The following is a 22,827-nucleotide window of genomic DNA, read 5'->3' as shown; positions in this document are numbered from 1 at the left end:
TCTCACGGTTGCTCGCGTGCGCATCGGCGTTCGCCCTGACCATGTTCGGTTCAGCAGCCTATTCGCAGACCGCACCCGCCGCACCGGCGCCGAGCGCCCCCGGGGCCTCGGAGAATGACGACATCGTCGTAACCGCTCGCGGCCGTGGCGAGGCGCTTCTCGCTGCCCCCATCTCGGTCACCGCCTTTTCCAGCCAGACGATCGCGGACGCCCGCATTCAGGCGGTCTCCGACTTTATCGGCATCACCCCGAACATTTCGATCGCGCAGTCGCAGAGTGCGGGTACGTCGTTCGTGACGATCCGCGGCATTTCACAAGTACGCAACGGCGAAAGCCCGGTCGCGGTCGTCACCGACGGCGTTCAGCAGGTGAGCGCGCGCCAGTTCACCAGCGACCTGTTCGACGTGCAGCAAATCGAGGTTCTGCGCGGGCCGCAGGGCGCGCTCTACGGTCGCAACGCGATCGGCGGCGCGATCGTCATCACGACCAAGCAGCCGACCAATGACCTGCGTTTCAACGGGCAAGTCTCCGTCGGAAACGGCGAGGATTTTCGCGGCGAGGCATCGATCTCCGGGCCTATCATGCGCGACAAGCTGCTCTTCCGGCTGGCCGGCAGCGCACGGAGCTTCGGTGGCCTGCTGAACAACGTCTTTCTCAATCAGACGGCCGATACGGTGCGCGACTATAATGTCCGCGGCCAGGTGAAGGCATTTTTGTCCAGCAACCTTACGGCGGACCTGAAGGTCGGATATAGCAACACACGCGGGATCGGCCTGCCCTTTCAGTATCAGCCCGCCAAGTTCCTGCCCAACAGCTGCCAGCTCGATCTGACGAACCCGTTCGGCGGCCCGGCCCCGGACGCCAATCGCGTCAATCGCAATTTCTGCGCGAATAACCGGGGCTACAACCTTCGCACCCTGTTCGACGCCTCCCTGCGCCTGGTCTGGAAGGCGGATTGGGGCTCGATCGCCAACACTTTCGCGGTCGTCAACACCGCCGAAAACACGACGGGCGATCAATTCCCTTACTCGGCCAGCCGGAACGTGTTCGGCGTGACCGACGGTACGCAGACACAGTATGAAACGGTGCGGACCTGGCAGAACGATTTCCGAATCGCGTCGAACGACACGGCTGCCTTCCGGTGGATGGTCGGCGCTTATTATCTGGAAACAAAGCGTTTCATCTCGTCGACGACCGGCTTCGACAACGGGCTGGGGATCGTCAACATCTATCGGACGCCGCAATATACCAGCACGATCAATCCGACGCTGTCGTTCCTTGCCGACGACAATCGCAACCATGCCTATGCGTTCTTCGGCAATCTCGCCTACGACGTCACCGACACGCTGACGGCCGAATTCGCGTACCGCTACGACATCGACCGCCGTCGGCAGTTCATCAGCCCGCTGAGCAGCGCTGGGGTTCCCGCCGGATGCACCGCGGCTGCGGCCGCCGCGTGCGCGCGCACCACCACCTTCCGCAAGGGTCAGCCCAAGATCACGCTGACCTACAAACCCTCGGCGGATTTCACGCTGTTCGCGGACTATGGCATCGGCTTCCGCTCGGGCCAGTATAACCAGAGCGGCGCGGCTGCCGCCGCACAATTGCCCGGCGTGTTCGATCTGGTGCGGCAGGAAAGTGCCTCGACGTTCGAACTCGGGGTCAAGAGCAAGCTGCTGGGCGGCAAACTGCGCATCAACGCGACCGGCTTCTACACGCGCGACAAGGATCCGTTCTACTTCGTCTTCGTCGGCGCAGTGGGAGCCCAAATCCTGGTCAATATCGACAAGGTCGACCTGTATGGTGGCGAAATCGAGGCGACGCTGACCCCAGTCAAGGGCTTGGATCTCTTCGCAAATTATGGCTACACCCATTCCGAGATCAAACAGTTCGCGTTCAATCCCGCGGCCGTCGGCAATTGGGCGCCCTATATTCCGCGCGATAGCGGCGCGATCGGCGCGCAATATCGCTTCCCCATTTCGTCTCGCTTCAACGCGTTCGGCCGTGGCGAGCTTGAGCATCACGGCAAGCAATATTGGGAGCCGGAGAACTCGACCGCTCGGTCGGCCTTCCAGCTGATCAACCTGAACGGCGGCGTCGAAACCTCTAACGGCCGCTGGAGCTTCACCGGATTCGTCCGCAACCTGACCGACAAGAAATACAATGCGGAGTTCGTCAGCGGCGGCTTCGTCCAGCCGGCCGAGCCCCGGACCTACGGCTTCGCAATTCGAGGCAGTTTCTAGAAGGCCGAGCGTATGCACGCACGTCTGAAAAGCCGGTGACGCTGATCGGCGGCGCGATCGGCGTTCGGGTCAGTGGCGGCCCGATCGATCGGACAGGGCACCGCCCTGCCGCGCGCCCGGTCACCGCCTTTATGGTCGCTACATAACGAACCTGCGCCCGCGCCGGTTCGACGATTGGGGAGTAAATCTGTGCGCGCTGCCAGCGACGTCGGGGGAACCTTCACGGATCTCGTCTTCTATTCCGTGGACGCGCAAACCGGCGACCCCGGCCCGATCCAGATTGCCAAAGCGGACACCACCCCGCCCCTGTTCGAGGAGGGCGTGATCAACGCGATCGCAAAGGCGGGGCTGACGCCCGCGGCGCTGGATTTCTTCGCACACGGTTCGACCGTCGTCATCAACGCCCTGACCGAGCGCAAGGGGGTGAAGACGGCGCTCATCACGACGAAGGGGTTTCGCGACGTTCTTGAGATTGCACGCGGCAATCGACCGGATCTGTTCAACTTCGTGTTCAAAAAGCCCGCACCGTTCGTCGAGCGCTACCTGCGCGCGGAATTGACCGAACGCACCACCTTCAAGGGCGACGTGACCACGCCGGTCGATCTCGCGCCGCTTGGGCCGATGATCGATCGCTTCCGCGCGGACGGGGTGGCCGCGGTCGCGGTGTGCTTCCTCCACGCCTATGCCAACCCGGATAATGAGCGGCGTACGGTCGAGGCGATCCGCGCCGCCTGGCCGGAGGTACCGGTGCTCGCCTCGCACGAGATCAGCCGCGAATGGCGCGAGTATGAGCGCACCAACACCACCGTCCTGTCGGCTTATGTATCGCCGATCGCCCGATCGTATATCAACTCGCTGCAGCGCAAACTGGCTGAGGGCGGATTCACCGGCACGCCATTCATGATGCAGTCGAACGGCGGAATCGCCACCGTCGAGGCGGCCAAGCGCAATCCGATCACGATGGTCGAGTCAGGACCGGCCAGCGGAATCTACGCCGCCGCCTATCTCGGACAGCGGATCGGCGAGCCCAATCTCATCGTGCTCGACATCGGTGGCACGACGGCGAAATGCACGCTGATCGAGGGTGGCCAGATCAAGGTTTCGACCGATTACTATATCGAGCGCGACGGAAAGAACCCGGGATACCCGGTGCAGACACCGGTCTCTGAAATCGTCGAGATCGGCAATGGCGGCGGTTCGATCGCCTGGATCGACGCGGGCGACAAGCTGCACGTCGGTCCGCACTCGGCGGGCGCGCGGCCTGGCCCCGCCGCTTATGGCCGGGGCGGCGCAAAGCCGACCACGACCGATGCCAATCTCGTGCTCGGACGGATCGACCCAGCCAGCTTTGCCGGGGGCGAAATCGAACCCGACTGGCAGGCGATCGATGCCGCGTTCGCGCCGCTGTGCGAACGGCTGAACCTGTCGAAGGAGGAGCTGGCGCGCGGCGTCGTGCGGATCGCCAATGCCAACATGACCACGGCCCTGCGCCTGGTATCGACCAACAAGGGGTACGATCCCCGCGATTTCGCCTTGATGGCCTTTGGCGGCGGGGGCGCGATGCACGCCGTGGCCCTTGCGCGCGAGTTGCGCGTGCCAAAGGTCATCATCCCGGTCAATTCAGCCGTCTTCTCGGCCTGGGGAATGCTGCTGACCGATTTGCGACGCGACTATATTCGCACCCGGCTGACCCCGCTGGTCGCCGACGCGCTGGGGCAGGTCCGCCAGGTCTTCGAAGACATGGTCAGCGCCGCGCGCGCGGATGTCGCGGATCAGGCGAATGCCGCGACGCTTCAGATCGAATATCGCGCCGACCTGCGCTACGTCGGCCAAGAGCATACCGTCGGCGTGGCCTTCCCGCTCGACGCGGCCGATCCGGTCGGCACCGCAATCGAGACGTTCCACGCCGCGCATGAAAAGCGGTACACCTACCGGCTCGAGGCAGCCGTCCAGCTCGTCAACTTCCATATCGTCGCGACCCTGCCCGTCAAGAAACCGGAGCTTGCCGATCGCGCCGTAACCGGGGTTGCGGTCGAAGCCTGCGTGATTGGCCGTCGCACCGTCGATTTCGACGAAGATGGCGAACATGAAGCGACCATCTATCACGGGCTCAAAATGGAACCGGGCATGACGCTCAGCGGCCCTGCCGTGATCCAGGAGCCCGCGGTGACCCTACCGATCCCGCCGGGCATCCGCGTCGAGGTCGATCGCTTCGGCAGTTACCATGTGCACCTTCAATAGGCCGGTGGAGTAAGCGAATGGCGAACAATTCCTTCACGCAGGACATCATCAAGGATGCGCTGGTTGCCCTGGGCGCCGAGATGTTCAACGCGATGCTCCGCACCTCGATGAGCCCGATCATTTACGAAACGACCGACTTTGCCGTCGGCGCGACCGACGCGCAGGGCAACTTGCTGGCGCAGGGCAATGGCGTCACCGGGTTCCTCGCCACGCTGGATACGGCGGTGCAGAGCACGCTCAAGCGCTGGCCGCTGGACCGCATCCGCCCCGGGGACATTTTCATCACCAACTCCCCCTATGAGGGCGGCGGCACCCATCTGTCGGATGTCGTCATCATCTGTCCGGTCTTTGCGCGCGAGCGATTGATCGCCTGGACGGTCAACAAGGCGCATTGGACCGAAGTCGGTGGGACCTATCCTGGCAGCGCTACGACCGCCTCTACCGACATCTTTCAGGAAGGGCTTCACCTGCGCTTCGTGAAGCTGTTCGACGAGGGGCGGATCAACGAGGCCTTGGTCGAGGTCATCCGGACCAATGTCCGTCTTCCCGACAGCACGATCGGCGATCTCCACGCAGGCGTCGCCGCCTGCCGCGTCGGCGCGCGGCGGATCGTAGAACTCGCGGAGAAATATGGGGTCGACGAACTGGTCGGGGCGATGGACGCGTTGCTCGAATATGGCGAGCGGATGACCCGCGAGGAGCTGCGCAAATTGCCCAAGGGCGTGTTCACGGCGGAAGACGTGATCGAGGAGGATGGGCACGGCAACGGCCCCTTCGCGGTGAAGGTCCGGGTCACCATCACCGACGACAAGATGATCGCCGATTTCACCGGATCCAGCCCACAGGCGATCGGCCCGATCAACATGAGCTATGCGGGACTCATCACCGCGGCGCGGTGCACGTTCAAAGCCGTCACCAACACGGACATTCCGGCAAACGGCGGCTGCTTCCGCGCGCTGGAGGTGATCTGCCCGCCGGGAACGATCCTGTCAGCGAGCAGCCCTGCCCCGGTCTCGATCTACTATGAATCCATGCTCGCCGCGATCGAGGCGATGTGGAAGGCGCTTGCCCCGTTGATGCCGCACAAGCTGCCGGTCGGGCACCAACGCACGGTCGGGGCGACGTTCATTTCCGGCGCTCATCCCGATACCGACGAGTTGTTCGTGATGGGCGAGCCGTTGGTCGGCGGATGGGGTGCGACAATCGACCATGACGGCAGCAGCGGCCAGTTCTGCGCCGCCAATGGCGAGACCTTCAACATCCCGATCGAGCTGGCCGAAAGCCGCTACGGCTTCGAGATCGATCAATATGCGTTGCACGACGAAGATGGCGGCGCGGGCGAGTATCGCGGCGGCAAGGGCGTGATTCTCGATTATCGCGTGACGTCGGAAGAGGCGTTCCTCACCTATTCGGCAACCCGCACCGCCTCTCGCCCATGGGGGATGAATGGCGGCAAGGACGGATCGCACAATCGCGCCGAAATCCTCCGGCGGGACGGACGGGTGGAGCGCCATTCGATGATCACCGGCGCGCGGGCCGAACGCGGCGAGACATTCCGCCTGATCAGTGCGAGCGGCGGTGGCTATGGCGACCCGCGACGGCGCAATCCCGCGAAGCTCGATGCCGACGTCCGGGACGGCTATGTTACGCCCGAACAGGCGTATCGCGACTATGGTGCCGAACGCTATGCAGGAGCAGTCAAATGACCATCGGGGGCTCGACGGCCGCAGCCGAACTGGCGACTATGACGCGGTGGCCGGACGAGGCCGCGGCGATCGACACCGCGGAACGCGACGCCCGCCTGGAACGCGCGCGTGCGGCGATGGTCGATCGAAAGGTCGACGCCTTGCTCGTCAGCGCCGGGGCCAGCCTCAACTATTTCACCGGCGTCGGCTGGGGCATGATCGAGCGCCTTGTCGCGCTGGTCATTACGCCGAGCGGTAGGCCGGCGCTCGTCTGCCCCGCGTTCGAGGCGGGTTCGCTCATGCCGATCCTGAAGATCGATGCCGACCTGTTCTTTTGGGAAGAAGACGAATCCCCCTCAACGCTCGTCGCGCAAATCCTGCGCGATCGCGGGTGCAGCACGCTTGCGATCGACCCCACTCTGCCCTTCGTCATGGCGGAACGGTTGCGTACCGCAGCGCCATCCGCATCGCTGGTCGATGCCAGCGCGATCATAGACGCGTGCCGTGCGATAAAGTCTCCGGCGGAACTCGCGCTGCTGCGCCAGGCAAAGCAGATGACGCTGGAGGTGCAACGCCGCGCCGCGCGAATCCTCGCGCCCGGCATCCGGGCGAGCGCCGTGCGTGCTTTCATCGAACGCGGCCATCAGGCGTTGGGTGCGAGCGGTTCGACCTTCTGCATCGTCCAGTTCGGCGCATCGACCAGCTTCCCGCACGGCTTGCCCGCCGACGATGTGCTGCACGAAGGCGACATGGTGCTGATCGATACAGGATGCGAAGTGCAAGGCTACAACTCCGACATCACGCGCAGTTACGTGTTTGGCACGCCCGACGACGAGCAGCGCCGCATCTGGTCGGTCGAACAGGAAGCGCAACAGGCCGCGTTCGACGCCGTCGAACCCGGCAGGCCCTGCGAGACAGTCGACGCGGCGGCACGCGCGGTGCTGGAACGGCACGGCCTGGGGCCGGACTATCGACTGCCGGGCCTGCCGCATCGCACGGGCCATGGGATCGGGCTCAGCATTCACGAGGCACCCTATCTCGTGCGCGGCGACCGCAGCCTGCTCGAACCCGGCATGTGTTTCTCGAACGAACCGATGATCGTCGTGCCCGACCGCTTCGGCATCCGGCTGGAGGATCATTTCCACGTCACCGAAACGGGCGCGGAATGGTTCACGACGCCTTCCCCCGCGATCGATCGGCCCTTCGCATGATGCGGTTGCCATGAACGAAGCCTCGCGATCGTCCGAGGAACTAAATCACCAGGGCTTTGCCGGAGAGCAAGTCCCCGAAAGCGCACAGGGTAGTGGCTGGCGCATTTTCTTCATCGTGGCCGGCAGCCTGTGCGGCCTTCCGGTCTTCGTCCTGTCGACGCGAGTCTTCGGCAGCCTGGGCTTCGTACGCGGGGTGGAGGCGGCGCTGATCGGCGCGGCCATATCAGCGGCGCTGGCGTTCAGCACCGCCTATACCGACTCGCAAACCCGCATGGGGCTGGCGCTGCTTGCCGACCGAACCTTCGGTTTCGTCGGGGGGCGCATCGTAAAGCTGGTCATCGCCGTTTCGCTGATCGGCTGGTTCGCGGTCACGATCGGCGTGCTCGGCGCAACCGCAGCAAGTGCCCTGTCCCGGATGGCCGATATTACCGTGGCACCAATCGCCATCGCGTTACCGGCGGGGGCGATGATCGCGGCAATGACACTGCGTGGTGCCACCGGACTTGAGCGGCTTGGCGCGGTCCTCATTCCCGTCACGCTGATACTGCTCATCATCTCGGCCGCGCTGGTGATGCCCAGGCTCGCCCGCGTCGCGTCGGCAACCGGCTCCGGAACGCTCACTTTTGGTGCGGCTGTCTCCGCGATCGTGGGAAGTTATATCGTGGGGATCGTCATCCAGCCCGATTATGGCCGCTTCGTCCGGCGGCCCGGCCATGCCGGGTTGGGTGCCGCGGCGGCATTGGGCGTCGCCTACCCGCTGGTGCTCGTCTTCGCCTCGCTTGCAAGCGTAGCGCTCGGCGCACCGGAACTGATCACCGCCATGATCATCCTCGGCCTTGGCGCGCCCGCGCTCGCCATTCTGCTGATCGGTGCATGGATCGACAGTGCGGCCTGCCTCTATTCGGCGAGTCTGTCGATCGTCAGCCAGTTTCCGCGCTGGCGCTTGAGCCGGGTCGTGTGCGCGATCAGTCTTCTGGGAGCCGGTCTGATCATCTTTGGCGCGGAACAGCTGTTCATTCCGTTTCTGATCGCGCTGGGCGTCAGCCTCCCCCCACTGGCGGCGATCTTCGTACTGGCGACGCGTCTGCCCGATCCGATTTCCATCGGCGGGTCCGCGGTGGCGCGCCCACTCGCGATCGGACCGGCGTTAAGCTGGCTCTCCGGAACGATGGTCGGCGCGCTGTCGCTGCACGACATGGTCGGGGTCACCCATCTTCCGGCACTGGACTCGATCCTCGCTGCGGCAGCGACCTTGCTGATCGCGAATGCGATCGCCCGACGACACCACCGTACCGCTCCCACGGCTCCGGCGGCGACATAGGCCGCACGGGACCGGCACGATCCAACTTTGCATGCGGAGGCAGGAAGCCATGGTTTGGACGTTCGATCCACCCGGCAATGTGCCGGATTTCGTCGATCCCACGCGCTGGCACGCCGTGATGGCGGCGCATGCCGACGACATGCTCTGGCAGCTCGCCGCCCATGCGCTGGACAGGAAAATATCGAGCCTGACCGCCGCGGACCTCGATCATATCGGCCCGGCGCTGGCGTATGCCCATCCGCTCTACCAACCCGTGCCTCCGAACGCGGAAACCGTCGCGCTGAAGCCCTGGTCCGGCTTCCCGCGCTTCGTCGATCGCCACGCTCCGTGGCCGCTACCGCCGATCCCGAACGATCTGGACGGCAGCCTGCGTACCGTCGAAGATCTGGGCGATCACGATTACGCGCCGGGGCATTTCGTCGACGGCGACGGCGATCCGGTCGACCTTCCGGTCCGCCACCGCCAGAACGAATATCTCGAATGGGCCGCGCGGCGCGGCGCGGATGGGCGGCTGTCCAGCATCACCTTCGTCGCCGAGGGTCATGATTATTTCTCCGCGCTGTTCGACGCGGACGAACGAGCGGTGGTCGACCTGTATCAGCGCTTCACCGGTGTCCCCGGCGTAACCGCCGACGCGCTGCGCGCGCGAACCGGTATCTGGCGTGTCGCCCCGACGGGCGAGCGCGCATTGGTGACGCGGCCGGGCGGTTACAATTATCGTAACGCCCTCAATATCGATCCGGGAATCGTCCACCTTTCGCATCACGCCAATTCGCTCATCGCGCAGATCAGCGTCGCGGGCGTATCCGGCCTGATCCGCTTGAAGGCCGATGGCACGCTCGTTTCCGGCGTCGATGCGGAGGAACTGCTGTGCTGCAATCGCGGCGGCGATCCGAACCGCAACAGCGATCCCAAAATCTCGCAGCAGGCCTATACCCTGACGCTAAACGGATATCGTTACACGCTCGCCAATCCGGTCGGCGTCTACATATCCGGCGTCGACGAACAGAGCATCACGCTTCCCGATGGCGAGTCATTGCCGCGTGAATGGTGGAGGGTAGTGCGCGGCCGCGACCTGTGGAGCGACGGCGGATCGCGCGTGCTGCGCTTGGAAATCGCACCGCCGCCCGGCGAGACGATCGGCCTTGAGGACCTGAAAGTGAACGGAAGCGCGCTGCGCTTTCCGGGGCAAGTCGCGCGTCTCATCGGCGTCCACCTGTTCGTGGCGCGCTGGAAACGGGAGACGCCGGGGACAGGCCCAAGCGCCCGCTGTCTTGGCACCTGCTGCTGCGCGGAGGGTAAGCGCGTGCTGTTGCGCGACGATCATGGACGCTGCCCGCCAGGTACCAAGATCGCGTTCCCGGGCCTCATCTCCTCGGTCACCGAGGATCTCGGTCCGCAAGCGCCAGCGCCGACCGTAGGATGAGCGATCGTCCGCTCGCCTTCGACGATATCCAGGGCGACATTCTTGGCGGGTTCAACACCGACGTGCAAATCCTGCTCGGCTTCGGCGCGACCGAAGACACCGGGCGGGCCGCCGCGTTCGCCTGGCTCGCCGCGCTTGCGCCGGACATCACCTCTGTCGCGGACGTGCGTCTAAACCGCACGGCGATGAAGACGCACGAGACGTGTGCCGGCGCCACGCCGATCTGGCTTGCGGTCGCGCTCAGCAAGGCGCTGCTTGGCTTTGCGGTGCCAGACGTGCTGATCCTCGACCAGGCGTTTCATGACGGGATGATCGATGGTGCGGCCAGCTCGCTTGGCGACCGCTCCAACCCCGACGAGTGGGTCGCGGGCGCCCCGTCGCGACCGATCGACATTCTCCTGAAAGTCGCTGGCAACGACCCGGGCGCCGTCACGGCACGCGCCGAGGCGCTTCTCGACGATGCGCTTAGCCGCGGCCTCACGCTCACCTATCGCGAACGCGGTGATCGTTTGCCGGGCGATATCGAGCATTTCGGATTTCGCGACCATATCTCGCAACCGGAGGTGCTCGGCGACGGCACCGCTGGCGGTCATGCCCCAGGCCGCTTTCTGTTCGGCTATCCGCGGGATCCGGGCGGGCGGCCGCCTGCGCTGACCGTCGATCCGCACGGCGTCACAGATAACGGGTCCCTGCTCGTGTTTCGGCGATTGGTGCAGGATGTGCAGGCTTTCCGTCGCTTTACGGCAGAGCGCGCTGCATCGCTGCAAGCGGCCTGGCCCGGACTGACTGCCGATCATCTCGCGGCGCTGATCGTCGGTCGCTGGCCCTCCGGCGCCCCTTTGGCGGCGGGGCAGCGCGCGGACCCGCGCGCCACGGACCCCGACGACAGTTTCGACTTTTTTGGCGATGACGATGGCATGGTCTGTCCCTTCGGCGCGCATATTCGCAAGGTGAACCCGCGCAAAGGATCGTCGGACGTGGTCGAGGTGCCGCGGATGTTGCGTCGTGGCATCCCCTTCGGGCCGCTGTTCGACGAGAACCCCACGGTCGAGCGCGGTCTCCTCTTCTTGGCGTATCAAGCGTCGATCACGGGAACCTTCCTGTTCGTTTCGAGCCGGTGGATGAACAGTGGGAAGTCGCCCGGCAAAGGCGACGACCTTCTCGTCGGGCGCCCGTTCGATGATCGCGCGATGCTGATCCACGGGCCCAACGGCCCGATCGAACTCCGCAGCGGTGGCCTCCAGTGGATCAGGCCGACCGGCGGAGTCTATCTTTTCGCACCCGGTATCGCTGGGCTGAAGAAGCTTTGCGCGATAACGGGCAGCCCGGCCTCCATCGCGACGAGCGACCGCTGCGACGCCGAGGTGGCTGCTTTTCTCTGACAATTGAAAGAGGCGGGAATCGTTGCGATCGATTGAGCGCCTCGGCAACGCGCGCGCGTTGCCGAGGCGGCAGCGTTGCTTGTCGTCGCGCGGGTGCTGGTGGCCGCAGTTCCAATGAAGCACTGGCGGCGCTCGCTCGGTACGATCGCGGACGGCGGCGCACACGGTTCCGCACACCGGGGGGACGACTTGCCTCGCGAGGTGCCTGCCGTCGTCGCCGCAACCGAGCGGGCCATCCGGCGAATTCCCTTCCACCTGCGTTGCCTGCCCCGGGCAATGACGGTGCAGTGGATGGCGCGGCGCCGCGGCTATAACACGACGCTGCGTATCGGCCTGGCGCGCGGCGTTGCCGAGCCGCTTCATGCCTGGGTCGACCACGGTGGCGTGACCATCATCGGTCGTCTGCCTGATCGCCAGTATGTCGAGGTCCTGGCGGTGCGCGCGCGATTGACGGCGACGAACCATGCGACCGATCGGACAGGGACACGTCGCTTCGCACCGAATGCTTGCCGGCCATCCCCCATAGAGCTTCGGCGAATTTGCAATCCTCGGGGAACACCATGAGCGACGATTCGGATGCCCGCCTTGTCGTGGAACGCGCGGCGGACCTCGGCTTCGATTCGGCGTTCCGGGGCATGAAATCCACGCAGGCGGGCGACCTCAACCAGGCCATGGCGCTGATCCACGGAATCGAGCGCCGCGACCCCACAGCGTATCGCCCGCTGCTTGAATTCTGCTTCTCGATGCCCGACTACCAATATCTCCGCCGTGGCCAGAAGCGGTGGCTTGCGCGACGGATGCTGCGCGGCATGGTGCCCAATATGGTACTGGACGAGAAACGCCGCGGCGTTCAGGCGGCCGACTGGATGCTGCGTCTTGGTCGCGAGCGGGAAAGCCTTCGCGCCGAGATCGACCGGCTCGCGGCCGATCCGGTTATGGCGCATCGGCTGAACGTCCCATCGCTGCGCGCCGCGCTCGACGACTGGCCTAGCGAAACCCCGGTGGGTGATCCCCGCGGCGAGCGGCTGATGCTTGCCCTGACCCGCGCCGTCAGCACCGCGCGCTTCATCCGGTTTGTCGACGGAGCGAATGGCTGACGTAACGTCGGCGACCCTGGGGCTGGAGCGAGGAGCGCGGCCGCTCGGTGTCAAAATCGTCGCGCCGGCGCGCGAGGATCGAACCGGCTTGGCCGATCCAGCGTCTCGCTGAGCAGCTCGTCGCGCCTGTGACCACACCCGCAGGCGGCGAAGCCAACCTCTCGACGAACCCGTTCTGCATCGCCTTACCGGGTGCGATGTCATGCCACTCGATGCCGGTCGAAAGACGCCCGTCGATCAAAATGTGAATCAAGAAATCCAAAGGGTGCCATTCGCTGTCCGGCTCGATAAGCTTGATAATGCCAAATCGACATCTGAAGCGCCCACCGCTGACCCTCTCGGCAAGCGAGATCAGCCTCTTCCTCGATTTTGACGGCACCCTCGTCCGACTGGCGGAACGACCCGACGGCGTGCTCGTTGACTCTCCATTGCTATCGTTGCTGGACCGTCTCTCGTCGAGGCTATCGGGAAGAGTAGCGCTGCTGAGTGGCCGGTCGATCGCACAACTCGACGAAATGTTGGGCGGCGTCCCGATCGCGATGGCGGGTAGCCATGGAGGGGAAATCCGGCACCGTGGCATGGCTGCGGCACCGATTTTGCGGCCGCCAGCGCTGACGATCGTTGAGCGCGAATTCGCCGATGCGTTCGGCAACAAAGAGGGTGTTATCATCGAGGTGAAGACATTGGGCGTGGCATTGCATTACCGACTTGACCCGCCAGCGGCACCGGCGGTCCATGCGCTGGCGGCGCGGCTGGGCGCGGAGCATGGGTTGGATATCCAGACCGGCGCGATGATGGTCGAACTGCGCACCACCGGTCACCACAAAGGGACCGCGCTTACCGCGATGATGCAGGACCCGCCTTTCGCGGGACATCAGCCGGTGTTCCTTGGCGATGACGTTACCGACGAAGACGGTTTTGCTGCGTGCGCGGCATTAGACGGCGTGGGAATTCTGGTCGGGCCCGAGCGGGAAAGCGCCGCCCGCTATCGGCTCGACGATGTCGACGACGTACGCCGCTGGCTATCCGCGCTGTGACCGCGACGCTTGATCTCTGGCCTATCGGCAATTGCCAGGTGTCCGCGCTGGTCGACCGGTCCGGGCGGTTCGTGTGGGGATGCTTGCCGCGCATCGACGGCGATCCGGCCTTCTCCTCCTTGCTCGACGAGGCGCCGCCAAGCGCGGAAGGCGCATACGGTTTCTGGGAAATCGATCTGGACGGCGTCGTAGAGACGACACAAGCCTATGTGCGCAACACGCCCGTCCTCGTCACGCGGCATGTCGATGCCGGCGGCAACGCGATCGAGATCACCGACTTCGCCCCGCGCTTCAAACGAAGCGGACGAATGTATCGTCCAACCGCGTTCGTGCGGATCGTCCGGCCATTGGCGGGCTCACCCCGGATCCGCGTGCGGTTACGCCCGGCGTGCGACTGGGGTGCATCTCCGGCCGAGCGGACTCGCGGGTCCAATCATGTTCGCTACATCGTCGCCGATGGCGTCATGCGCCTGTCGACCACCGCGCCGGTCGGGTGGATCGAGGACGAACGATTGTTCCGCGTCGAGCGGCCGCTGCACTTCTTTTTCGGCCCCGACGAAAGTTTCAGCGAGGATATCGCCGTCGCGCTCGATACGATGGAGGCCAACACCGTCGACGAGTGGCGCCACTGGGTCCGCGGCCTCGTCACGCCCTACGAGTGGCAGGAGGCGGTGATCCGATCGGCGATCACGCTGAAACTATGCCAGCATGAGGAAACCGGGGCGATCGTCGCGGCGATGACCACGTCGATCCCAGAACATGCCGATTCAGGGCGCAACTGGGATTATCGCTACTGCTGGGTGCGCGACGCCTATTACACCGTGCAGGCGCTCAACCGGCTCGGCGCGCTCGATGTGCTGGAGGGGTATCTCGCCTATCTGCGCAACATCGTCGACAATGCGGCGGGTGGGCATATCCAGCCGCTTTACGGCGTGGGCGGCGAAGCACGCCTCGTCGAACGCGTCGCGCCTGCTCTCACCGGATACCGCGGCATGGGCCCGGTTCGCGTCGGCAACCAGGCGTATGAACAGATCCAGCATGACGCGTACGGCCAAATCATCCTGTCGAATGCACAGGCGTTCTTCGATCACCGCCTGTTCCGCGTCGCCGGAATTGAGGATTTCGAGGCGCTGGAGCCGATTGGGGAGCGTGCGTGGGAAAGCTATGACCGCCCAGACGCGGGGCTATGGGAGCTGCGCACCAAGGCGCATGTCCATACCTATTCGGCGGCGATGTGCTGGGCGGCGTGCGACCGCTTGGCGAATGCCGCAGCGGTATTGGGCCTGACCGAGCGGGCCGAGTTCTGGGCCGAGCGTGCCGATGCGATGCGCGCGCGGATCGAGCAAGCGGCATGGCGGCCCGAAACCAAGCGTATCTCCGCAACGTTTGCGGGCGACGATCTTGACGCCAGCATCTTGCAATTGCTCGAACTGCGCTTTCTCGCACCCGACGACCCGCGCTTCCTCGGCACGTTGGAGGCGGTCGAGCAGGGTCTGCGGCGCGGATCGAACATGCTGCGCTACGCAACCGAAGACGATTTCGGCGTGCCCAGCACCGCCTTCAACGTCTGCACCTTCTGGCTGATCGAGGCGCTGCATTTCACGGGACGCGACGCTGAGGCCCGCATCCTTTTCGAAGAGATGCTGTCGCGCTGCACGCCGGCCGGGCTGTTGTCCGAGGATATCGATCCGGTATCGGGCGAACTGTGGGGCAATTACCCGCAGACCTATTCGCTGGTCGGCATGATCAATTGTGCGGTGCTGCTGAGCAAGCCGTGGAGTGCGATCCGGTGAGCCGGTTGATCGTCATATCGAACCGCGTCCAGGCGCCGAGTGCCGACAGCAATGGCGCGCAGGGTGGCCTGGCGGTCGCACTGACCGCGGCACTGCGCGAGGCCGACGGGATCTGGTTCGGCTGGTCGGGGGAGACGGGCGAGACGGGCGATCTCGCCTTCACCACCTATGACGGCGTGACGTCCGCGACGATCGATCTGCCCGAACAGGACGTCGACGAATATTATAACGGCTACGCGAACCGCACGCTTTGGCCGCTGTTCCACTACCGGCTCGGCCTGACCGAGTTCGAACGGGATTTCCAGGGCGGCTATGAGCGCGTCAACCGCACGTTCGGGGAGAAGATCGGCCCGCATCTGCGGCCAGACGACCTGATCTGGGTGCATGATTATCACCTGATCCCGCTCGGTTGGGTGCTCCGTCAGCAGGGCCTGAAAAACCGCCTCGGCTTCTTCCTACACATCCCCTGGCCCCCAACGCCCCTGCTGACCGCGTTGCCCGAGCACCGACGGCTGGTCGAGGCGCTGTTCGCTTATGACGTGGTGGGTTTTCAGACGCGCGAATGGCTCGAGACGTTTCACGACTATGTCCGCAATCAGATGGGCGGCTCAGTCGGCGAGGACGATACGGTGACCGTCGGCGGGCGGACGATCACCGCGATCGCGTGCCCGATCGGCATCGATGCGGAAGCGTTCATCGCCAGCGCGAACAGCTTGAACGCCGCCGCAACCCACGCGCGCATGATGACGAGCTCGATCGGGCGCAGCATGATCGTCGGCGTCGATCGGCTCGATTATTCCAAGGGGCTGGAAGAGCGTTTCAACGGCTATCAGCGCTATCTCGAAACCCGGCCTGATGCGCACACCAACGTCTATCTGCTGCAGATCGCGCCCCCGTCGCGAGCGGCGGTTCAGAGTTACCGCGACATCCGCGCGACGCTCGACGCGTTGTCGGGGCGCATCAACGGCGCCTTCGCGGACATCGATTGGGTGCCGCTGCGCTACGTTAACCAGGGGTTTCCGCGCGAGATCCTTGCCGGAATTTATCGCGCGGCCCGCGTCGGGTTGGTGACGCCGCTGCGCGACGGGATGAACCTGGTGGCAAAGGAATATGTTGCCGCGCAGGACCCGGACGACCCCGGCGTCCTGATCCTGTCGCGCTTTGCCGGTGCTGCCGAGCAAATGGAGCAAGCGCTGCTGGTCAATCCCTACAGCGCCGACGACCTTGCCGATGCGATCGAGCAAGCGCTGGTAATGTCGCGCGAGGAGCGCATCGCGCGGTGGCGACCGATGTTCGGAAACGTCCGGCGTGAGGATGTCATCTGGTGGCGCAAACGCTTCACCGCGATGCTCGCCCAACCGTGAGGGGCTGAGGCGTCAACGGGGAGCTGGCGTTGTCGCGCCCCGTTAGCATGTCATCGCATACTTTTAGGAGCTGATCATGGAGCGGATTGCCGCGACCATACCCGCTTGGCGGTGAGCGCAGCATGATCCGAACTCCAATAGACACGATACACGGCGCGGACGCGCTCCAGACCAGGGGAGAACGTCATCGCTTACTCGCACCGAACGAGGGCCTCGGCCGCGCAATAGGAAGTGCCCACGCCCGAGCGGGGCGATTTTGCCGAACGAGCCGAACGACATAGCTTCCGGATAGGTCCGTGCGTGGCGGCAGCAGGTTTTGGCGTGTCGCGGGCAAGCGACCTTGCTTTACGGTGGGTCGCTTCTGTAAGAGCGCTGCAATCGCATGGACCCGGTGCAATTCCGGGTGGCTATTCCGGCCGCCGATCCGCCGGACAACCCACTCCCACCTTTTCTGATTCTCGCGCGTGTGGCGGGGGATCGTGGGCTATGTGCGGACCCTCTCATGACGTTCAACTTTTCTCAGTATCGCACCGAATGGGTGCCGGGTGGCGGCCGCGTGTCGCGCGAACTGCTTGCCGGTATCGTCGTCGCGCTCGCCTTGATTCCGGAGGCGATCGGCTTCTCGGTGATTGCGGGCGTCGATCCGCGCGTTGGGCTCTATGCGTCGGTTGCGATCGCCATGACGATCGCATTGCTGGGCGGCCGACCGGGCATGATCTCCGCCGCAACAGCGGCGGTTGCCGTCGTCGTCACGCCCCTCGTACGCGATCACGGCGTCCAATATCTGTTTGCGGCAACGATTTTGATGGGGCTGATCCAGATCGCCGCAGGTCTGTTGCGCCTCGATCTTCTGATGCAGTTCGTTTCGCGCTCGGTCATTACCGGCTTCGTGAACGCTTTGGCGATCCTGATCTTCCTCGCCCAGCTGCCGCAGCTTACCAACGTCAATTGGCAAACCTATGCCATGGTCGCGGCGGGCCTCGCGATCATCTACGCCTTCCCGCGCCTGACCCGGTCGATACCCTCGCCGCTCGTCGCGATTGCCGTGCTGAGCGCCGTCAGCATCGCCTTCGGCGTGCCCGTCCACACGGTCGGGGACATGGGCAAGCTGCCCGAAGGGTTGCCGAGTTTTGCGCTGCCGACGGTGCCGTTGTCGCTGGAAACGCTGCGGATCACCCTGCCCTATGCGCTAACGATGGCGGCGGTCGGCCTGCTCGAATCGATGCTGACGGCGCAGATCGTCGACGACATGACCGACACCGACAGCGACAAGCGCCGCGAATGCGCCGGACAGGGCGGCGCGAATATCGTCGCGGCGCTGTTCGGGGGCATGGGCGGTTGCGCGATGATCGGGCAATCGGTGATCAACGTCACGTCCGGTGGTCGCGGACGTCTCTCGACCTTCGTTGCGGGCGCGTTTCTGCTGTTCCTGCTTGCCGTGCTCGGCCCACTGGTGGGGCGTGTGCCGATGCCTGCGTTGGTCGCGGTGATGATCATGGTCTCGATCGGCACGTTCAGCTGGAATTCGATCGCCAATTTGCGCCGGCATCCGCCAACCTCGTCGGTGGTCATGCTCGCGACCGTCGTGGTCGTCGTCGTCACGCGCGACCTCTCGCAGGGTGTGGTGGCCGGCGTGCTGCTGTCGGGCATCTTCTTTGCCGGGAAGGTGCGGCGCATGTTCGCGGTTGCGCATACCGTCGAGGATGGCGTGTCGACCTATCGCGTCACGGGGCAACTCTTCTTCGCTTCGGTCGATCGGTTCAGCCGCGCATTCGAGGGCACAGACGCTGCACCGCGTGTCTCGATCGATGTGTCCGGGGCGCATTTCTGGGATATTTCGGCGGTCGCTGCGCTGGACAAGGTCATCGGGCGCATGCGGCGCGACGGTCGCACGGTCGAGGTCACCGGCTACAATCGCGCCAGCGCGGATTTGATCGATCGCTTCGCGCTGCACGACAAAACCGGCGTCGAGATCGGCCTGACCCCGCATTGAGCGGCCGCGTCAGCCTTCGGCTGGCGCCCCGGCGGCCGCCGCGACGAGGCACACCAGCCCGATCGCCGCAAAGGCGCTGCGCAACGCCCAGCCACCGGTGGCGGTCTTCCACGACACCAGGATCGCGAGGCCGCATTGCATCGCGTAGAACAAGGCGAACGCGCGCGATGCGACCGCGACCACCTGAAACGGATCGGTCAGCCAGACCACGGCGATGGCGAGCGCGCTGGCAAGCGCATAGGCCGCCGGGATGCTGAGCTTGCGGCGCGACACTTCGTTCATCAGCCCGCCGGAACCGACCGAATCCGCGACAGCGGCGCTGAGCTGGCTTGCGAGCGCGCCGACCAGCACGAAAATCCCGAGCGGTGCCGCGACCATCCGCATGATGTCGAGAATCCCGGCCACCCCCTCGGCTTTGGCAGCAGCGCCGAGCAACGGCGTCAGGAGCCCGATAAAGGCGAGATAGATGACCGCGGCGATCCACTGCGCATGCCGCATCGTCTGCACCCGCATCGACTGGTTATAGGCATGGCCGAGATAGCGCGACGTCTCGAAGCCTTGCACGGTGATCAGCAGCCCGAGCAGCATCGGCACGCTCTGCCACGAGACTTGCGCCCGCGGCGTGGGCGCGGTCGTGCCGAGGTTCAGCCCCCACCAACAGGCCAGCCCGGCCAACAGCCCCGCAATGATCCCGATCTTGATGGACACGGTGCCGTGCGCGACATGCTCGACCCGCCGCAGCCCCCCGCCAAAGGCGAGCAGCATCAGCACGCCGATGATCGCGGTCGTGCCGAGGTTGGCGACAAGATCGTGCAAGCCCGCCGGGATCGCGAGCGGCTTCATCGCAAATTCGGCGAGCAGCTTCAGATAATAAGCAACGGAGACCGCATAGGCCCCGGCAAGCACAAGCTGGGTAATGCGCGCCGACCACACCACCGGATCGTTGAACGGCTTGTCCGCCAGGTAATTCTCGACATGGACGATGTTCCAGCGGATCACCCACCCCACCGCATAGGCCAGCAGCAGCAGCACCGCCATCGCCCAAGACGCTGCCCCGCCGAATTCGCGCGCCAGCAATGGGCCGGAGATCAGGAAACCACTGCCGATGATCGATGCGAGCGGCGTGACGGTCGCCGCCCACCCGTCGGATCGCGCGAATTTGCCGAACGACAGCGCGGCGGTGACAACGACGGCAACGATGGTGGCGACGATCGTGATCAGCAAGGCGTGCTCCCTTTGCTCGCGTCGCAGGGGCAGTCGCTGCGCGGTTGTAACGGATACGTTCTAGACGGTCATATCCGGCTTCGGTTCCGTCGCGTGCGCCGTCGGTGCGATCCATTCGAGCAGGCGCGCGATCGTGCCGCCTTGTACGATCACCGAAAACAGCACGACGATGTACGTCGCCGCGAGCGCGATCGGCTTCGCCGGTCCGTCGGGCAGGCCAAGCGCCAGGGCAACCGAGATGCCGCCACGCAAGCCGCCCCAGATCAGCGTGGGCACCGCCAGACGCCCCAGCGACAGAAGCGGGCGCAATACGGTGAGCGGACCGATGACCGAAAGCGACCGGGCGAGCAGGACCAACGGAATTGCCGCAACACCCAGCAACAACAAGCGGCTGTCCGACGGGATCGTCACCACCTCCAACCCGATCAGCACGAACAGGACGGCGTTGAGAATGTCGTCGATCAGCGACCAGAACCCCAGCAGGTACGCCCGCGTGGTATCGCTCATCGCGGTGCGCACGCCTTCGTTGCCGATCAGCAGACCGGCGACCGCCATCGCCACCGGCCCGCTGATGTGGATCCAGTGCGCCAGCGTATAGCCGCCCATCACCATCGCCAGACTGATCAGCACCTCCAGCTTGTAATCGTCGATCGACCGCATCGCGCGATAGCCGATCCAGCCGACGCCCAGCCCCAGGATCACGCCGCCACCCGCCTCGAAGAAGAAGAGCGTCGCGGCGTGCCCGACCGAGAAGGGTTCGGTACCGAGCGCGGTCGCCAACAGAATCGTGAACACCACCACCCCGACCCCGTCGTTGAACAGACTTTCGCCCGCAACGGTCGCCTCCAAGGTCGGCGGCACCTTGGCGCGTTGCAGAACCCCCATCACCGCGACAGGATCGGTCGGGCTGATCAAGGCGCCGAACACCAGGCACCAGACGAATGGCACGGCGAGGCCGATGATCTGCGCGAGCAGATAGAAGCCGCCGCCAACGATGACGGTTGAAAGGAGGACGCCAACCGTGCTGAGGATGAGGATCGGCCAGCGTCCCTTCTTCATGTCGCTCCAATCGACATGCAGGGCGCCTGCGAACAACAGGAACGACAACATGCCGTTCATCAAGGTCTCGTGAAAGTCGATCCCCGCGATGAAGCGCACGACCTCGCCGCCGACTCCGCTGTCCGGCATCAGGAAATCGATGCCGACGACGATCAGCGACGCGACCGCGCCCATCACCGTCAACCCCACCGAAGGCGGCAGCTTCAGGACGCGGTAATTGATATAGCCAAGCGCTGCTGCCAGCACGATCAGCACCGCGGCCGCATCAAATGGCGTTATCGTGACCCCGTGAATCATGGCTCGGCCCCCTCCCGTACCGGCGCAAGAACAAGACGCGCCGCGACGGGGGCAGCCACGACCTTGATGCCCTGTGTCCGAAGCAGATTTGCAACGGCAAGCGCACGGCGCTGAATAAGATTAGGCTTGGCAGGGGGGTCGCCGTCAGGGAGACCCGGCACCGCCAAGGCGACGATGTTCCAGCGCTTCGCCTCCCACGCCGACAGCAGCACCGCGCCGCGTGCCGCCTCGTCCAGCGTATCCGCGCTGCGCGAAAAGCGGATTTCCGGGAACGCGCTGAGCGGCGGGACGATGGCAACCTGCCAGCTGTCGGCGGCGGCATTCATACGCTGTTCGAGCGCGCGATAGGTGGCACCCGTCGCGCCCGGCAAGGGCGCGGCGGTGGCGGTGACGCGGTGATGATCGCGATCGATGGTGACGTCGTCGGGCGAAATGCCGGCCCCGACGGCGACCAGTCGGGCGACCACCGCGACTTCGGCATTCTCCGCCGCGGTGGATGCCGATGCCTGCTGCAATTCGACGCGCTGCGCGTCGATCGCGCCCGTGCCGGGGCTCATCAGAACCTGGTCGACCTGCAACTTCAGCGGACGCCGCAGAAGCGCGATCAGGCCCTTTTCGAGATTCGCATGGTCGTTCGCCTTGGAGCGCGGCGCGATCACCACGCCGCGCACCGCAATGGGATCGCGATCGAAGTCGATATCCAATTGCGTCACGCGCGACAGCGGCCCGAACCGCTCGGACAAATAGGACCGCACCTTGGACGCAGTCACCGTTTCGCTCGCAATGCGCGTCAGCGAAAAGCCGAGCGGAACCGACATTCCGACGAAGACCAGCAGCAGGACGATCGACTGCGCCCAGGTTTGCTGGCTCGAAAGGTAATGCCCGAATCCGTAGAAGCGCGCGAGCACCGTCGCCGACAGCGCGATCGTCATCAGATTGGTGACGAACAAGGCGAACGATCCGCCCAGCACCGGCATGTTCCACGTCGCCAGGCCATAGCCGACAACTGCCAGCGGCGGCATCAGCGCGGTGGCGATGGCAACCCCGACGATCGTTTCGCCGCGCCCACGGATGATGGCGAAGGTGCCCGCCAGCGCCGCGAACAACGCCACCAGCAGATCGAACAAATTCGGCCGCGTTCGCGCCAGGATTTCGGCGGTCGGCGCCTTGAGCGGCGACGCAAGCACGATCAGCGCCGTGAAGGCGACCGCGACCACTGCACCGCCGACCAAGGCGATCAACGACCGCCGCGTTTCCGAAAAATCGAACAGGGCCAGGCTGAACCCAAGCCCGAGGATGGGGCTCATCAAGGGTGAGATCAACATCGCGCCGATCACGACAGCAGGCGACGACAGCAGCAGTCCGAGGACCGCGATCCCCGCCGACATCATCGTCATGAAAAGGTATCGCCCCGACCATCCGCTTTCGCCCACGATCCGTGCGATCACTTGCTC

The 22,827-nt window shown here is 64.9% G+C and carries 16 protein-coding genes, 1 pseudogene and 1 other annotated feature; of the genes and pseudogenes, 13 read left to right on the top strand and 4 right to left on the bottom strand.

The genetic code is table 11. The features are described from left to right. The first annotated feature begins 41 nt into the window (after positions 1 to 41). The 9 genes and pseudogenes from AB5I39_RS15555 (at position 42) to AB5I39_RS15515 (ending at position 12,606) form a co-directional block, all read left to right on the top strand. Complete coding sequence (locus tag AB5I39_RS15555) at positions 42 to 2,243, top strand: TonB-dependent receptor (protein WP_404368845.1); 2,202 nt, start codon at positions 42 to 44, stop codon at positions 2,241 to 2,243. A 189-nt stretch (positions 2,244 to 2,432) separates the two neighbouring features. Next, positions 2,433 to 4,484, top strand: a complete 2,052-nt coding sequence (locus AB5I39_RS15550; RefSeq protein WP_404368842.1) for a hydantoinase/oxoprolinase family protein — start codon at positions 2,433 to 2,435, stop codon at positions 4,482 to 4,484. Positions 4,485 to 4,501: 17 nt separating this feature from the next. Continuing rightward, positions 4,502 to 6,190 carry a hydantoinase B/oxoprolinase family protein gene (locus AB5I39_RS15545; RefSeq protein WP_404368839.1) on the top strand — a complete coding sequence of 563 codons (1,689 nt, stop codon included), beginning with the start codon at positions 4,502 to 4,504 and terminating at the stop codon, positions 6,188 to 6,190. Beyond that, the gene (locus AB5I39_RS15540; protein WP_404368836.1) at positions 6,187 to 7,380 is read left to right on the top strand and encodes a M24 family metallopeptidase; all 1,194 of its coding nucleotides are present in this window, start codon (positions 6,187 to 6,189) and stop codon (positions 7,378 to 7,380) included. The genes AB5I39_RS15545 and AB5I39_RS15540 overlap by 4 nt, the downstream gene beginning before the upstream one ends. A gap of 10 nt (positions 7,381 to 7,390) precedes the next feature. Beyond that, on the top strand, positions 7,391 to 8,701 hold the full coding sequence (locus AB5I39_RS15535; protein WP_404368834.1) for a cytosine permease: 1,311 nt from the start codon (positions 7,391 to 7,393) through the stop codon (positions 8,699 to 8,701). Positions 8,702 to 8,750: 49 nt separating this feature from the next. Then, positions 8,751 to 10,127, top strand: a complete 1,377-nt coding sequence (locus AB5I39_RS15530; protein WP_404368831.1) for a hypothetical protein — start codon at positions 8,751 to 8,753, stop codon at positions 10,125 to 10,127. Next, positions 10,124 to 11,509, top strand: a complete 1,386-nt coding sequence (locus tag AB5I39_RS15525) for a Dyp-type peroxidase (RefSeq protein WP_404368829.1) — start codon at positions 10,124 to 10,126, stop codon at positions 11,507 to 11,509. Before AB5I39_RS15530 ends, AB5I39_RS15525 begins: the two co-directional genes overlap by 4 nt. A gap of 60 nt (positions 11,510 to 11,569) precedes the next feature. Then, positions 11,570 to 12,073: pseudogene (locus AB5I39_RS15520) on the top strand (lasso peptide biosynthesis B2 protein); the annotation flags it as partial. Further along, positions 12,070 to 12,606, top strand: a complete 537-nt coding sequence (locus tag AB5I39_RS15515) for an asparagine synthase-related protein (protein WP_404368826.1) — start codon at positions 12,070 to 12,072, stop codon at positions 12,604 to 12,606. The pseudogene AB5I39_RS15520 and the gene AB5I39_RS15515, both read left to right, overlap by 4 nt. Here AB5I39_RS15515 and AB5I39_RS15510 read toward each other — a convergent pair. Further along, positions 12,575 to 12,985 (bottom strand): integrase core domain-containing protein, encoded by a 411-nt coding sequence (locus AB5I39_RS15510; protein WP_404368823.1) that lies wholly within the window; start codon positions 12,983 to 12,985, stop codon positions 12,575 to 12,577. The genes AB5I39_RS15515 and AB5I39_RS15510 overlap by 32 nt on opposite strands. Between AB5I39_RS15510 and otsB the strand changes: the two genes are divergently transcribed. The 4 genes from otsB to AB5I39_RS15490 all read left to right on the top strand — a co-directional run bounded on the left by otsB (position 12,906) and on the right by AB5I39_RS15490 (position 18,793). Next, the gene (otsB, locus tag AB5I39_RS15505) at positions 12,906 to 13,643 is read left to right on the top strand and encodes a trehalose-phosphatase (RefSeq protein ID WP_404368820.1); all 738 of its coding nucleotides are present in this window, start codon (positions 12,906 to 12,908) and stop codon (positions 13,641 to 13,643) included. The two genes, AB5I39_RS15510 and otsB, sit on opposite strands and share 80 nt — an antisense overlap. Continuing rightward, positions 13,640 to 15,436, top strand: a complete 1,797-nt coding sequence (locus tag AB5I39_RS15500) for a glycoside hydrolase family 15 protein (protein WP_404368817.1) — start codon at positions 13,640 to 13,642, stop codon at positions 15,434 to 15,436. Before otsB ends, AB5I39_RS15500 begins: the two co-directional genes overlap by 4 nt. Next, a complete protein-coding gene (locus tag AB5I39_RS15495) occupies positions 15,433 to 16,800 on the top strand; it encodes a trehalose-6-phosphate synthase (protein ID WP_404368814.1) in 1,368 nt (455 codons plus the stop codon). Before AB5I39_RS15500 ends, AB5I39_RS15495 begins: the two co-directional genes overlap by 4 nt. A 381-nt stretch (positions 16,801 to 17,181) precedes the next feature. Next, positions 17,182 to 17,237, top strand: a sequence feature (sul1 is cis-regulatory element that is thought to sense ions involved in sulfur or methionine metabolism; They are found in Alphaproteobacteria). A 65-nt stretch (positions 17,238 to 17,302) separates the two neighbouring features. Beyond that, positions 17,303 to 18,793 (top strand): SulP family inorganic anion transporter, encoded by a 1,491-nt coding sequence (locus AB5I39_RS15490; protein WP_404368811.1) that lies wholly within the window; start codon positions 17,303 to 17,305, stop codon positions 18,791 to 18,793. 9 nt (positions 18,794 to 18,802) lie between these two features. Here AB5I39_RS15490 and AB5I39_RS15485 read toward each other — a convergent pair whose 3' ends face one another. From AB5I39_RS15485 to AB5I39_RS15475, 3 genes are read right to left on the bottom strand one after another with little or no spacing between them, the layout of a single operon-like run. Then, positions 18,803 to 20,017 (bottom strand): hypothetical protein, encoded by a 1,215-nt coding sequence (locus AB5I39_RS15485; protein WP_404368809.1) that lies wholly within the window; start codon positions 20,015 to 20,017, stop codon positions 18,803 to 18,805. A 60-nt stretch (positions 20,018 to 20,077) separates the two neighbouring features. Next, positions 20,078 to 21,373 carry a cation:proton antiporter gene (locus AB5I39_RS15480; protein WP_404368806.1) on the bottom strand — a complete coding sequence of 432 codons (1,296 nt, stop codon included), beginning with the start codon at positions 21,371 to 21,373 and terminating at the stop codon, positions 20,078 to 20,080. Further along, positions 21,370 to 22,770 carry a DUF389 domain-containing protein gene (locus tag AB5I39_RS15475; RefSeq protein WP_404368804.1) on the bottom strand — a complete coding sequence of 467 codons (1,401 nt, stop codon included), beginning with the start codon at positions 22,768 to 22,770 and terminating at the stop codon, positions 21,370 to 21,372. Before AB5I39_RS15475 ends, AB5I39_RS15480 begins: the two co-directional genes overlap by 4 nt. Positions 22,771 to 22,827 lie beyond the last annotated feature (57 nt).

The sequence above is a fragment of the Sphingomonas sp. MMS24-J45 genome, assembly GCF_044881195.1.
GTDB lineage: Bacteria > Pseudomonadota > Alphaproteobacteria > Sphingomonadales > Sphingomonadaceae > Sphingomonas.
The sequence above is the reverse complement of the archived record's forward strand: the minus strand, read 5'-3'. Positions and strand labels throughout refer to the sequence as shown.